The organism is Alteromonas sp. ABV4_150 (assembly GCF_056311745.1).
In genome coordinates this window covers 3,682,407-3,695,450 of the sequence record NZ_CM149971.1, presented here as the reverse complement: position 1 = coordinate 3,695,450, position 13,044 = coordinate 3,682,407, and the positions used below count along the sequence as shown (strand labels likewise).

At 39.8% G+C, this 13,044-nt stretch carries 14 protein-coding genes; 3 read left to right on the top strand and 11 right to left on the bottom strand.

What is annotated here, in order from left to right; genetic code table 11:
* Window positions 1–20: 20 nt before the first annotated feature.
* Window positions 21–914, bottom strand: coding sequence for an alpha/beta fold hydrolase (locus ACYX4M_RS16015; protein ID WP_476080860.1), 894 nt, complete (start codon window positions 912–914; stop codon window positions 21–23).
* Between the two features lie 286 nt (window positions 915–1,200).
* On the opposite strand from ACYX4M_RS16015, the gene ACYX4M_RS16010 reads away from it, so the two are divergent.
* The 3 genes from ACYX4M_RS16010 to ACYX4M_RS16000 all read left to right on the top strand — a co-directional run bounded on the left by ACYX4M_RS16010 (window position 1,201) and on the right by ACYX4M_RS16000 (window position 2,885).
* Complete coding sequence (locus ACYX4M_RS16010) at window positions 1,201–2,178, top strand: transposase (protein WP_476073412.1); 978 nt, start codon at window positions 1,201–1,203, stop codon at window positions 2,176–2,178.
* A gap of 144 nt (window positions 2,179–2,322) precedes the next feature.
* Entirely contained in the window at window positions 2,323–2,568 is a 246-nt protein-coding gene (locus tag ACYX4M_RS16005; protein ID WP_039220515.1) for a type II toxin-antitoxin system CcdA family antitoxin, read from the top strand.
* Entirely contained in the window at window positions 2,568–2,885 is a 318-nt protein-coding gene (locus ACYX4M_RS16000) for a CcdB family protein (protein ID WP_476054173.1), read from the top strand. Before ACYX4M_RS16005 ends, ACYX4M_RS16000 begins: the two co-directional genes overlap by 1 nt.
* An 81-nt stretch (window positions 2,886–2,966) precedes the next feature.
* On the opposite strand, the gene ACYX4M_RS15995 is transcribed toward ACYX4M_RS16000, so the two are convergent.
* The 10 genes from ACYX4M_RS15995 to pnp all read right to left on the bottom strand — a co-directional run bounded on the left by ACYX4M_RS15995 (window position 2,967) and on the right by pnp (window position 12,791).
* Window positions 2,967–3,326, bottom strand: coding sequence for a hypothetical protein (locus tag ACYX4M_RS15995; RefSeq protein ID WP_474806948.1), 360 nt, complete (start codon window positions 3,324–3,326; stop codon window positions 2,967–2,969).
* 147 nt (window positions 3,327–3,473) lie between these two features.
* Window positions 3,474–3,896 carry a hypothetical protein gene (locus tag ACYX4M_RS15990; RefSeq protein ID WP_476073410.1) on the bottom strand — a complete coding sequence of 141 codons (423 nt, stop codon included), beginning with the start codon at window positions 3,894–3,896 and terminating at the stop codon, window positions 3,474–3,476.
* Window positions 3,897–4,044: 148 nt separating this feature from the next.
* Window positions 4,045–4,182 (bottom strand): hypothetical protein, encoded by a 138-nt coding sequence (locus ACYX4M_RS15985; RefSeq protein ID WP_476080859.1) that lies wholly within the window; start codon window positions 4,180–4,182, stop codon window positions 4,045–4,047.
* Between the two features lie 160 nt (window positions 4,183–4,342).
* The gene (locus ACYX4M_RS15980) at window positions 4,343–5,482 is read right to left on the bottom strand and encodes a phospholipase D family protein (protein ID WP_476080858.1); all 1,140 of its coding nucleotides are present in this window, start codon (window positions 5,480–5,482) and stop codon (window positions 4,343–4,345) included.
* A gap of 302 nt (window positions 5,483–5,784) precedes the next feature.
* Window positions 5,785–7,353, bottom strand: coding sequence for a GmrSD restriction endonuclease domain-containing protein (locus ACYX4M_RS15975; RefSeq protein ID WP_476080857.1), 1,569 nt, complete (start codon window positions 7,351–7,353; stop codon window positions 5,785–5,787).
* Window positions 7,354–7,480: 127 nt separating this feature from the next.
* Entirely contained in the window at window positions 7,481–8,026 is a 546-nt protein-coding gene (locus tag ACYX4M_RS15970) for a hypothetical protein (protein WP_476080856.1), read from the bottom strand.
* Between the two features lie 383 nt (window positions 8,027–8,409).
* Entirely contained in the window at window positions 8,410–9,480 is a 1,071-nt protein-coding gene (locus ACYX4M_RS15965; RefSeq protein WP_476080855.1) for a hypothetical protein, read from the bottom strand.
* A 120-nt stretch (window positions 9,481–9,600) separates the two neighbouring features.
* Window positions 9,601–9,816, bottom strand: a complete 216-nt coding sequence (locus tag ACYX4M_RS15960; protein ID WP_476080854.1) for a hypothetical protein — start codon at window positions 9,814–9,816, stop codon at window positions 9,601–9,603.
* A 394-nt stretch (window positions 9,817–10,210) separates the two neighbouring features.
* The gene (locus ACYX4M_RS15955; RefSeq protein WP_012518312.1) at window positions 10,211–10,504 is read right to left on the bottom strand and encodes a DUF1244 domain-containing protein; all 294 of its coding nucleotides are present in this window, start codon (window positions 10,502–10,504) and stop codon (window positions 10,211–10,213) included.
* 175 nt (window positions 10,505–10,679) lie between these two features.
* A complete protein-coding gene (pnp, locus tag ACYX4M_RS15950) occupies window positions 10,680–12,791 on the bottom strand; it encodes a polyribonucleotide nucleotidyltransferase (protein WP_476080853.1) in 2,112 nt (703 codons plus the stop codon).
* Window positions 12,792–13,044: the final 253 nt, after the last annotated feature.

Sequence of the window (13,044 nt, the reverse complement as noted above, 5' to 3'; positions counted from 1 at the left end):
CCTTCTCTCCTTTCCTTAGATTACATGAAGCTTGCTATCTGCGACGTCACCCACTCTGGCGCTTCCCACATCATAAAGTGCCTGGCATCTCTATTCATCAAAAGTTTTGCTGTCGGTGCCTGAGAAACCTGTTGTTGATACAAACGCTCAGCAAATTCATGTTCTTGCTCGCTGGAAAATGCGCCACTGGCACCTAACACCAATATAGGTGTTTGCGTTGTCGTAAGATCTTCCCGTAAATCCGTGGTCATTAACTCACTAATCGCAATACCAACGGTACGTGGGTCTGAACGCTCTGCCATTGCCAATATTTTTTCCTGAGCGTCTTCGTTCCTAGCTTGGATATAGACGCCATTGCGAGTGCTTTCCCGTACCTGTTCTGGCGAGAGTGCGGCATAATACTGTTTCATTTGTTCAGCACGTTGTCGCATATCTTCAGCCTTAGTCTGAGGATCACGGGTGAAAATAGGTGCTAAGAATGGCAACCCATCAACAGAGACCACTTTACCCACCGCTTGAGGATAATCGACAGCGAGCTTGAGAGCAACAAACCCGCCAAGGCTATGCCCTACTATAAGTGGCGCTTGTAAGTCGTTGTCGGCAATATAGCGGGCTACCTCGCCCACTACCCGGTCAATAGACCAGTTCTTTATCGGCGCTGAACCGGCAAAACCGGCTATTGATATCTGGTGCACCTGGTGTGCTTGTTCAAACTGCTCTGCAAAATCGTCCCAGACAGAGCTGTCTGACATAAGCCCGGGAATAAAAATAATAGCGGGCCCCTTTCCTTTTTGTGAAGCCGTGAAAGTATCCTGAGCTGCAATAGAAAAGCTGGCAATAAGAAAGCCAATTAGCAGACCAATTAATTGATACTTGCGATAGTGTTTAGCGAGGTGTTGATTGATAGTTGTCATGTGATTAATGTCCTTTTTACTTAGTGTTATTACTTAGTAACCACAGACGACAAAAGTGTGACTAATTTTTTTTGGCAATATTGCCTGAGAGCTTAGCTAGACGATGTTGCTCCTTCTCTGTAAGGCAAGACAGAATGCTACTCAAACTTAACATGACAGGCATGACTTAAAAACTTAACAAGACAGGCATAACTAGAAAAATCACAAACTGTCCCCTCGTACACTTTCTTTAATTTAAATCCCTATTCAAACTGCTGAACAAGTTAATCAGAGTAAGACAGATGTAATGCCTAAAGCCCGAAAGTCTCAAATTAGTTTATCGGATACACCCTATTATCACTGTATTTCCCGCTGTGTACGTCGTGCCTTTTTATGTGGTGAGGAAAACGGTAGAAGTTTTGAACATCGTCGCCAATGGGTAGAAGACCGTATTCATGTTTTAAGTGAGGTGTTTGCAATTGATGTATGTGCCTATGCAGTAATGAGTAATCATACGCATCTGGTATTGCACGTAAACAAAGAGAAAGCAGACGCACTAAGTACAGAGGGCGTGATTCAACGATGGCACAAACTGTACAAAGGCACATTACTCTCGAAGCGCTATATGTCAGCAGATGCTCGTAAAGAATTACATGAAACCCAAATTAAAACGGTGGAGTTAACGGCTGAAGTATGGCGTAAAAGGCTATTTGATATCAGCTGGTTTATGCGTGCACTAAATGAATACATTGCCAGGGCCGCAAATAAAGAAGACAACTGCACAGGGCATTTTTGGGAAGGACGGTTTAAATCTCAAGCGCTGCTCGATGAGTCAGCCCTAGCCGCCTGTATGGCTTATGTTGATTTAAACCCAGTACGAGCAAAGATGGCCAAAACGCCTGAAACATCGGACCATACCAGTATTAAATACCGAATTAACGCAGCCAAGGTAGGCAAAACACCGAAAAGACTTATGCCTTTTGCAGGCAATCCAAGACTAGAGATGCCACACGGTTTACCTTTTACTCTTCCACACTACTTACAGCTTGTAGATATAACCAGCCGATATATTCATCCAAACAAACGCGGTAAGGTTCAGCATAATCTGCCCCCTATTTTAGAGCGCCTCAATATTGAACACGAACATTGGATAACTTTAACCACGCAGTTTGAAACCTGCTTTAAGCACGCCGCCGGCAAAGTGACTTACTTGGAGCAATACGCACACAATCAACACCAGCAACGGGTTCAGGGCCGACAAAATGCTATGCGATTACTTGGTTAGCTTTGCAATTTAATAGAGAGTAAGACAGGCACTATATGTATACATCTCCACATAACAATTCCCCGGGCTTGTTAAGAACCTAATTTTTTGCAATGCGCATCTCTATGCGTATACTTAATATGTAGAACAATTTGGAGTGATAGTATGCAAGATTTATATGACATCCATGCCCCAAAAAAAGCGACTAATTTAAGCTTAAACAGCGACTTATTACAAAAAGCTAGAGACTTAAAAGTTAACCTGTCTGCAACCTTAGAACAGGCACTTAAAGACAAGTTAAAAAGCGTTGAAGAAGAAAGATGGAAAAAAGAAAACAAAGCTGCCATCGCTGCGTATAACGAGTTTGTTGCTGAGAACGGCTGTATAGGTGATGAGTACAGGAACTTCTAATGGCACAGTTTGATGTTTACAGAAACCCAAGCTCAAAAACTAATAAAGCTTACCCTTTTCTTGTAGATGTTCAGAACTCCGTAATTGACCAATTAGCAACAAGGTTAATTGTACCGCTGACAAAGAATAAGACTAGCAATAGTCTTTACATGAAAAACCTAACGCCGGAGATAGAATTCGAAGGCGAGACGTACCTATTCCTGGCTCAACAACTGAGTTCCATACCCGAAGATGTGCTCAAGGACTGCATCGGTTCTTTGGACCAATCCCGCGAATTGCTAATAGGTGCAATAGACTTTGCTATTACTGGAATATAGCTTTCAATAACAACTCAGATAGGTGGGTATACAGAAACATGCCTGTCTTGTTTAGTTTCACGCGTTAAGCGCCGGCCGATACTACAAGTAACCTGCTTTTTGGTACTTTTCATACCCTGCCCGAGTCAATTCCTTGAGCTTTTGAAAGAGTCTGGCATCTGTTGCTTTAAAATTAAAGCACGATTTGCCTTGCATTCGTTTTTGAAGCTCTGGCGATAGACTTTCTAATAATTCTGGAAATACATAAACGGGCATCAGATGAAAGCTGACATAATTCTTATTGATTTTGACTGAGCCAAAATACATTGGCTTCTTGTTTTTCATAACGTGATGCGTGTTCAAATAAAAATTATCGGGATTATCAGTGACCACGACCATGCCATTGGAATATGGAGTCAGTATATCTTTGAGATGATGAAAAACTTCGTCTGGATTATTCACTTTTTTAAAACCTCAAGAGAAAAGAAATTGGACACGCACAAAATGTATATCTCGTCACACAGAAGTATAAAGTGCCTGTCTTCTTTAGTTTTTCTTTAGTTTGTAGTACAATTGACAGCCTGGAGGCTCATATGTGTTATACATACACTACCCCTCGGGCAATATGTGTTTCAGATTACATTCAAGTTGCTTCTCTTTTGGCTCAGTTTCACACTCCTTAAGAGGGTATTCTGAAATAAACTCTTCAATTTCCAAGTTCGCTAAAAGCAACCCATCCTCACCGCCAACTCTTTCTCCAAAAACACCTTTAAACCTATCTTCTTCAGTGAACTTCATTAGTATCATTCGTTTCATGAATTCTTTAGCTTCATCAGGCGATTGTTCGCTCTGTTTATAGAGGTTAATTAACTGAGAAACTTCGAAAACACGGTTTGATCTCACCAGATCAGACATGACCAGGAACCCTTCAGTTACACCCTGATGGTAGTTTTTAACCGCATATAGTGTACCGCCGAAAAAGGAAGTCAATGCAATTGCAGCAACCGCAATAACTTTCCATAAATGCTTCAACTAATCGCTCCTTTTGGTGTATGTATAACTGTTTACTCGTCCCCAAACCGTCATGCTATTCAAACAAACATTCCTGTCTCGTTTAGCCACAGATAGGTAGGTATACAGAAACATGCCTGTCTAGAAAAAAGAAATATGCCTGTCTTGTTTAGTCTTCCAGATCAGACATGACCAGGAACCCTTCAGTTACACCCTGATGGTAGTTTTTAACCGCATATAGTGTACCGCCGAAAAAGGAAGTCAATGCAATTGCAGCAACCGCAATAACTTTCCATAAATGCTTCAACTAATCGCTCCTTTTGGTGTATGTATAACTGTTTACTCGTCCCCAAACCGTCATGCTATTCAAACAAACATTCCTGTCTCGTTTAGCCACAGATAGGTAGGTATACAGAAACATGCCTGTCTAGAAAAAAGAAATATGCCTGTCTTGTTTAGTCTTCTCTCTACCAGTAACCTAATATCTCGAGTGCTTTATCTGCTTTTTTATTTCTAATTGGGTATTTTTCAGGGTAACACCAACCATTAAACTCTCCTATTGCAGAAGTACCGAAAAGTTTCAAGGCATATTCAGGTTTCGACAAATCTTCAATTCTTTCATTGAGATCAATATTTTCGTCTACGAGGTGCCTCATAGAAACAAGTATATTTGCTCTTGGGTTTTCTTCGAGAAACTTGACATCATGTGCAAATCGCAAAGTTCTACTGCGTGTGGAGTGAAGCGTTTTAAATACCGTCAGAATTTCTTCATCAGTGAGATTTTTTTTAGACAAAAGCAGTTTTCTAAACTTCAGTGAGCGTTGAAAAATACCCTTGGTTGGTTCTCCATTCTCAAAATCCCAATTTACAAAGCTTTTAAATAATTCCACCAAATACAACTCATTAGAATCTCCTCTCATTTTTTCTGAGATTACATCATGAAAGTCTTCTTTAATTTTAACAATGAAGTGCCAAAAGTGGTCAATAACTAAATACTTCGGAATACTCGGGAAATACTCAGATAACTCATCTGAAACAAGATCGGATATTAAATCTACAGCAAACCACAGTTTATTGTAGCCAGTATCAAACGATGTTTGTGGCGGTTTAATCGATTTAAAATCATGCTCTTCAAATGACTGGTAAACATCCTTGTATTCATCAAGTATACTAGCTGTCAACGAATAGCTTCTATTGATAATCCGTTCTATATGCGAATAACATTTTTCAGCGTCTTCATTTTCTAGTAGCACATTTGTTTCTATATTTTCATAAATTCCACCGCGTGTAAGGTTTGAGGACCCAATAGAGCATTTGAATTGAGTTCCCTTTTTAAAAGCATAGATTTTTGAGTGTAACTCTTTACCTAAGAAGCGAACATCTACGTTCTTAAGAGCGCTTACTCGTAAAAGTGCTTCATATGAAGTTGGTGGTCTAAGCGAAACCACTAAAGTTACATTAACGTCGTTGTTATTCATAATGCTGATAAGTGAATCATCAGTAAAAAATGCGGTTACGATTTTAGCTTCTTCACACCACTCACTATTTTTAGTAATGTTTCTCGAGAATTCTAAGTTATCGAAAATTGAATTTGTGACTATCTTCATACCACCTCATTAAGTAAAGGCTTTTCTTAAGTCATTCAAACTACTGAAAAGGCAAGCAGCAAAGACAACCTAGAGAAACGACCTTAATGCAGAAATGTTACTTAACATGAAATGTTGGCTCTATCTCCTTTAAGTTGGAAGAGCGAAAAACTAGGTAAATAAATACGCAACGATGCCTGTCTTGTTAAGTAAGCTTAATTAGAGAGTTCATAAACATGCCTGTCTTGTTAAGTATTGTGCAATGTTCTAATGAAACCTAAAGCCATAAGCAGCGGCGCCATTAGCGACCGCTGCCTTTTTTGTTACGCCATTAGCTCCTGTGCTATCGATTCAAGCAACTTTGCTCTTTTAGCTAAAAATTCATGGTAGTCGACTTTATCAAAATCACTCGGAATCAAAGCACTTTTTAAATATTCTTCCCTTTTAGTGGTATCTATTTCAGCTCCATACTTTTTAGGGTCTTTATCTTTGATTGAGTTATTATCTGATCTTGTTAGAAAGCATATATTCGCAAGCGTATTAACTTTCTTCTTTTCTTCTCCTGAGCGCTCTAAATGTTTTTTCGGAAATATATGATGATATTCGTGTTTACTTCCTTTCTTTAGAACTTTATCCAAATCAATATTTGCCCCGCTAAGTAACGATTTTGGCTTTTGAGAGTTTAGTAAGAGAATGTGAATCTTTGAATTCGCATTGCCTGAGGAAAAATTTGAGTTTAAAAAGTCAAAACGGATTTCGTCTTTAGGAAATTTAAAGTCAAAATTCTCATCCGCCTTCAAACCTAACATATTTACGATATCTGTCGCCTGCCTCTCATTTACGTCAGATGAGAACCTACGGCTAAATAAGCATCGCCAAAACCATTTAATCAAGACATCTTTTTGTTTATTGGTATAGGAAACCCCATCAGCTTTTTCTGTTGCAAAAAATGTACTCAGAGGAACCAATAATCCTGGGAACGGAATCATCTTATAATGCTTTACTCCAATTTCTCTTTTCAAAAAATCAAGAGCTCCTAGAATCCCCCTCTCGATTTCATCAAAACGGGAACGTATTTCCTCCCCCTGTAAATCCAGTATATTTTTCGGAGTGGTCTCGCCAGTTATGACTCCAGAGCATATTCTTAGTTGGAGATCACGCTCTTTGCAGAAGTCTTCAAAACCATGATCTGCAATATTATCTTGAAGATCCTCAAATTTATTAACCAAATCGAAATCATCCGACCAACTCCAAGCCGCCAGTAACTCGAAAATATTCAGTTCTGTACCAGCTCTATTGATCCTTTCAAATACGATCGCCACCTTATTTCTGTCGTCAGTTTCGAAAATTTCGTTTGGTATCAAATACGTCCTAAATTTATCTTGGACTTCATCTAGCCTAACCACATCATCATCTGAAAGATTGGAAGTGGCTTTCCTATATGCCACAGAGTCAAAAAAGGTCTTTACAGGAAAATGTCTAGCTAAGTCTACCTCTGTATCATCTAGAGCTAAGAATAGCGACTCCTGAACGTTATCTTCTGCACGAATATCAAAATAGATATCGACCCATTCATCTGAGACAGGCTCTAATTCGGTTTGGAACACACTAAATAAGCTAGTAAGTCTCTGCTGACCATCAAGCACATAATTTACAGGATAGTTTTTTTGAGGTTCAGGAAGGTCAAAAAAGCCTAGTCTTTTTTCGGAATCGAGACGATTGTCGGTCTTCCACAATATAACAGTACCTATTGGAAATTCCTTGTAAATACTGTCAAGTAAAAAAGACACTTGATCAGGCTCCCAGACATAATCACGCTGGAAAGCCGGAATTCTAATATCTCCACTAGAAATTCGCTCTATGAGCTTTTTTATAGTAATTGGTTCACTCATTTCTAATCCTTAATTGGAGCTTAAACTCTGAGGCGGTAACGCCCCAAGCAGGGGCAATAACACGTAGGCTAAGATACAGAACGAAGTGACGGGAGCCTGCATGTTAGTGTCCCGCTGACTTGTTTTGTTAGGTTTTTGCTACAACTGTTTCTGCGTCTTTAACTTGCCTATAATCATCAGGTAAATCGAATATTTTATTGACTTCCTTTGAGGTGAGGCAATCACAAAATGACGTAATTCTAGCAAGTCGCTTCTTAAGATGGGCAATGTTTGCGTTTGTGATGTTTTCACCATCTCTCTCCCAAATCCCAATTGTGGTGGCTAATCCATTAACGGATACATCGAGTTGCCAAATCGCTTGATAGAATTTAATAACTCTAACAAGCTCCTCCTTAGTTAGATAGCTAGGCAACTCCTTTTGAACAGATGAATAGAAATTGTACGAGTCTATAAAATAGGAAATAGGAAAAGGAACTTTTTTCCCAACTTCAATAGTTTCTTCAACTAAAACTTTAGTTGCTCCCTTCTGTTCCTTTGCTCCCTCCAAATGAGATTTAATATCAACTAAAAGAGCAGCTCTAAAGCGAGTTCTCTTTATCCAGTGTGATACTGTAGATTTGACAACCCAAAGTAATAGACCGGCTACTAAAGCTAATAATAATTTCTCTGTCATAAATCCTCCTTGAAAACCTAACAGTTAATTTACTCGTGCCCAAGTTATCATACTAATCTAAACCACTTTCGGGTTCTTAACACTACTGTAAACCATAATCACCAAAAAGATAAAGAAATAATCGTAATGTCGTTTTTCATCCATTTATTAAAAACACCAAATCGGCATATAGATGCTTATGGTGTATTTCACGCAAGCCAAGCACAAAAAAGCCAGCTTGCGCTGGCTCTTCAATTAAAAAACAACAGTTACTTTTTCTGCCTAGCAGCCAACTTTTCCAACTGCTCATCGGTTGCAGCAATATGGAGCGCATTAAGATTGGCTAATATTAGCGAAAAATGAGCGTGAGCCAAACTTAATACGTCCCACACATAATTATCTTGTTAGCAATTGCTTTTGACTTTACCTGCAACTGATGACATTAAATCAGGCACAAACCTTTCACTAAACCCTGCAATAAAAGCAAAACAAACCAAAGCATATATATCATCTTTGAACGGCGCTAAAGCCAACTCAGAGTTAGCACAAAAAATAATAAACAAACCAAACACAATACCAATAAATATCCTCGATATCCCCTCACTATATAGGCCTAAAGGACTGGTGTAAGGGTCGATAGAAATTTTATTGTTTCTTTGCAACGATGAAACCATCGTACCTAAAATGCCGGCACTAGCTCCAGCAAAATACACAAGCCCACTATTGAAGTACAAATATCCAGATAAAAGTAAAATCAGCATGCTAATGGTAGTAAATAGACTGACATAGAATATTTTTATTTTAAGGTGGCTTTCTATTTTTGAGCTTATAAATTTTCTAGGCTTTTCAAATAGGTCGACATTGTCAGGTACTGTTTCTTGTCTAAAAGCACTAGATAGCGACGCGCTGAGCAACCTAGAAACTGATTTGCGTTGAGATTTAGGTAAAACAGATGTAGCAAGAGACTGTAATGCATTGAAATCTTCAACAGGCTTTCTCAAAGATTCAGGAAGTTTAGAGTGACTCCATTGAATTAGATCGTCCTTAACTCTGTATATCGTAAAACGAGGTCCTGTTGAAACAATCGATATTATTTCATCTTTGTGTTTTTCAATATAGCCTTCAACTTCATCAAATAAATCATCAGTGGGTTCATAATCCTTAGTGCTTAAAGATGTAGAAATTATGTCTGCCAACATTCGATTAACAACTGAAACTCTGTTAGAAGTTAGTGTACTCATAGCAAGGGTCATTATGCGTTTAGCTTCGGAAAGCACGTTATTTGCACTGTGACTTAATTTATCTATTTCCCAGCCAATTCCACCATTTTCACCCCAGAATAGTATATAATGGACTGAACTGGCATATATACCAAAAATCTCGGAACCACTTTTTGTAGTATCTCCAATACTGTAAAGGCGTTTGTCCTCAATTTTTTCTTCTAATGTATTTTTATCACTTTTTTGAGAGGTCAATTGAAACTCCTGAATTGACGTATGGCTGACGCCCTATTAACAGGCTATAAAATAGTTGGCTAAAATTAGCGACGAAGGAGTAAAAGCCAACTCTTACATGTCCGCTATTTAATGGCCTTGTTATGACGAAAATTTGTCAACAATAGCCTTACCAATAGCATTCGTTGTTGCAGAAATGCCAGCTTTAACTCCGTCTTCTTTATATGCTTCAACTGAATTTTTAGGGCGATTTAGTCCTTTCTCAGTTAATACTAAATCTAAGCGAGGAATACGATCTGGTTCCGATGAAAAAGTAATTAATCTATCTTTTTCTAATTGATTAAATGCTTCGGACATTATCTTTGCTCTAATATTTCTAGCATCGGAAGTATCTTCCCGCTCATAAAACCCTAGCTCATAGTCGTATAGCTTTATTTTATCCGGTTATGATTCATCAAGTTTACTTAGAATTAAGCCTACAGCTTGATTGTATAATTCTTTTTGATTCACAAAATATCCATTTTATCATCGAGTCAGAACACTCTGGGGCACTTCTCCTTTTTACTTCTCACTACTCTAAACCACAACCAACAGAAAAATAAAGAAAAACCGTACTGCCGTTTATCACCCACATATTAAAAATACCAAGTCTGCGCACAAAAGCTAATACTGCACTCCCCCCTCCAATAACAAAAAAGCCAGCATAAGCTGGCTTTCAAAACACAAAAACAAATTTCGTCCTAACTAAAAACTACTTCCCCTGCCTAGCAGCCAGCTTTTCCAACTGCTCATCAGTAGCAGGAAGCTGGTGCTTCTCTTTCCACTCTGAATACGGCATTTTGTATACCACTTCACGTGCGGCTTCGTAGTCAATATCAGCGCCCTGCTCGCTTGCAGCTGCTGAATACCATTTTGCCAAGCAGTTACGGCAGAAATCCGCCAAAATCATCAGGTCGATGTTCTGAACGTCTTTATTTGCGTCTAGGTGTTCTACTAAGCGGCGGAATACCGCGGCTTCTACTTCGGTCTGCGTTTGCTTATCCATTATCTAATACCTCTAAAAAAGCGTTTTTCGTTATGGCCTAAATGTATGGCTTAAACGTGTGGGTTAACAAGTAAAAATCCAACCCGTTATTACTTTTAAAACCTAAAACGAAAAAAGGGAGCCAAGCTCCCTTTCTACTTAAACATAACTAACTAGGTTTAAAACCTAATCGATATTACTCTGCGTCGTCAGACTTAGGCGCAGGCTTTTCTAGAAGCTCTTTAATGCTTAAACGTACACGGTTCTGGCGGTCGATTTCCATAACCTTAACGTCAACCATTTCACCTTCTTTAAGGTAGTCAGTAACCTTGTTTACACGCTCGTGAGCGATTTGTGAAATGTGAACAAGACCTTCTTTACCTGGAAGTACTTCTACGAACGCACCGAAGTCTACAATACGTGTAATCTTACCGTTGTAAGTCTTACCAACTTCAATTTCAGCCGTTACTTGCTCAATCTTGCCAATAGCGATGTCTGCTTTCGCACGCTCTGTCGCGAAGATTTTGATAGTACCGTCGTCTTCAATCTCGATGTTAGTGTCAGACTCTTCAGTAATTTGACGAATCATTGCGCCGCCTTTACCGATAACGTCACGAATCTTGTCTTGGTCAACCTTCATTGTGTAAATGCGTGGAGCAAATTCACTTAGCTCTTCACGGTGACCGCCAATTGCTTCGTCCATTACGTTAAGAATGTGCAAACGTGCTTCTTTTGCTTGTTTAAGCGCAATTTGCATGATTTCTTTAGTAATACCTTCAATCTTAATGTCCATTTGAAGTGCAGTAATACCGTCGGTAGTACCCGCTACTTTAAAGTCCATGTCACCAAGGTGATCTTCGTCACCAAGGATGTCTGAAAGTACAACAAAGTTGTCGTCGCTCTTAACTAGGCCCATTGCGATACCCGCAACAGACGCTTTAATTGGAACACCTGCATCCATAAGCGCTAGTGAAGTACCACATACAGACGCCATTGAAGATGAACCGTTTGATTCTGTGATTTCAGAAACCACACGTACAACGTACGGGAATTCTTCTTCACTTGGCATTACTGCTTGAATACCACGCTTCGCTAGACGACCGTGACCAATTTCACGACGCTTAGGCGAACCAATCATACCGGTTTCACCAACACAGTATGGAGGGAAGTTGTAGTGAAGCATGAAACGGCTGTCGCGCTTACCTTGAAGCTCGTCAATCATCTGTGCGTCACGCTCTGTACCTAAAGTAGCAGCAACAATTGCCTGCGTTTCACCACGGGTGAATAGTGCAGAACCGTGAGTACGGGGAAGAATGCCTGTTGCTACGTCTAGAGCACGAATCATTGCAGGCTCACGACCGTCGATACGTGGCGCGCCAGAAAGGATGCGTGAACGTACTACGTCAGACTCAAGATCGTGAAGAAGGTCTAGTACTTCTTTCTTGTCTTGCTCTTCGTCTTCAGCAAGGATAGCTTCTAGTGCTTTGTCAGTTGCTGCAGTTACTGCGTCTTTACGCTCTAACTTGTCAGAAATCTGGTAAGCCGCAGTCATTTCTGCTTCAGCTAGTGCTTTAACTTTATCTTTAAGTGCAGTGTTTTCTGCTTCTGGTGCCCAGTCCCACTTCTCAGTGCCAACTTCAGCAGCAAATTCATTAACTGCGTTAACCACAGTTTGAAGTTGCTCGTGACCGAACATAACCGCACCTAGCATAGTATCTTCAGAAAGCACGTCAGCTTCTGATTCAACCATAAGTACTGCACCTTCAGTACCCGCAACAACAAGGTCAAGCTGGCTTTCAGCTTGCTCTTCTGCGCGTGTATTTAGAATGTATTCGCCGTTGCTATAACCAACACGAGCCGCACCGATTGGGCCGTTGAAAGGAATACCTGAGATAGCAAGCGCTGCAGAAGTACCAATCATAGAGATGATGTCTGTAGGGATATCTGGGTTAGCAGACATTACAGTAACAACAACTTGTACTTCGTTTTTGAAGCCTTCTGGGAATAATGGGCGAATTGGGCGGTCGATAAGACGCGCTGTTAATGTTTCGCCTTCAGATGGACGACCTTCACGCTTGAAGAAACCACCTGGGATTTTACCCGCAGCATATGCTTTTTCTTGGTAGTTTACTGTTAGAGGGAAGAAGTCTTGATCTGGCTTGGCTTCTTTTTTACCAACTACTGTTACCAGTACAGACGTGTCGTCCATGCTCGCAAGAACCGCAGCTGTCGCCTGACGAGCAATTACACCCGTCTCTAGAGTTACAGTATGCTGTCCATACTGAAATGATTTAGTAATAGGAGTCACTATTTGTCCTTTAATTTCAATCTTTATTTTATCGCTTTTAAACGCGGCGCATAGTATAGCTTTGAAGTAGATGTAATGCCATTGCCAAATACAGCCCCGCGTGGAATTTATTTAGTGAATTTGCGAAAAATCGCTATCACCAATAGCACCATGACTATATGAAATATCTGTGAAATTTCAATTATTGACTATATTTTCATCATACTGACACAAAACAGCGTATGCTAGAACAAAAAGCGAACAAAGAAACAAC

Excerpts from the sequence above, each read along its gene's own strand:
- ACYX4M_RS15975 (WP_476080857.1), bottom strand. The coding sequence starts at position 7,353 with ATGAGTGAACCAATTACTATAAAAAAGCTCATAGAGCGAATTTCTAGT.
- ACYX4M_RS15960 (WP_476080854.1), bottom strand. The coding sequence starts at position 9,816 with ATGTCCGAAGCATTTAATCAATTAGAAAAAGATAGATTAATTACTTTT.
- ACYX4M_RS15970 (WP_476080856.1), bottom strand. The coding sequence starts at position 8,026 with ATGACAGAGAAATTATTATTAGCTTTAGTAGCCGGTCTATTACTTTGG.
- ACYX4M_RS16010 (WP_476073412.1), top strand. The coding sequence starts at position 1,201 with ATGCCTAAAGCCCGAAAGTCTCAAATTAGTTTATCGGATACACCCTAT.
- ACYX4M_RS16005 (WP_039220515.1), top strand. The coding sequence starts at position 2,323 with ATGCAAGATTTATATGACATCCATGCCCCAAAAAAAGCGACTAATTTA.
- ACYX4M_RS15980 (WP_476080858.1), bottom strand. The coding sequence starts at position 5,482 with ATGAAGATAGTCACAAATTCAATTTTCGATAACTTAGAATTCTCGAGA.
- ACYX4M_RS16000 (WP_476054173.1), top strand. The coding sequence starts at position 2,568 with ATGGCACAGTTTGATGTTTACAGAAACCCAAGCTCAAAAACTAATAAA.
- ACYX4M_RS16015 (WP_476080860.1), bottom strand. The coding sequence starts at position 914 with ATGACAACTATCAATCAACACCTCGCTAAACACTATCGCAAGTATCAA.
- ACYX4M_RS15955 (WP_012518312.1), bottom strand. The coding sequence starts at position 10,504 with ATGGATAAGCAAACGCAGACCGAAGTAGAAGCCGCGGTATTCCGCCGC.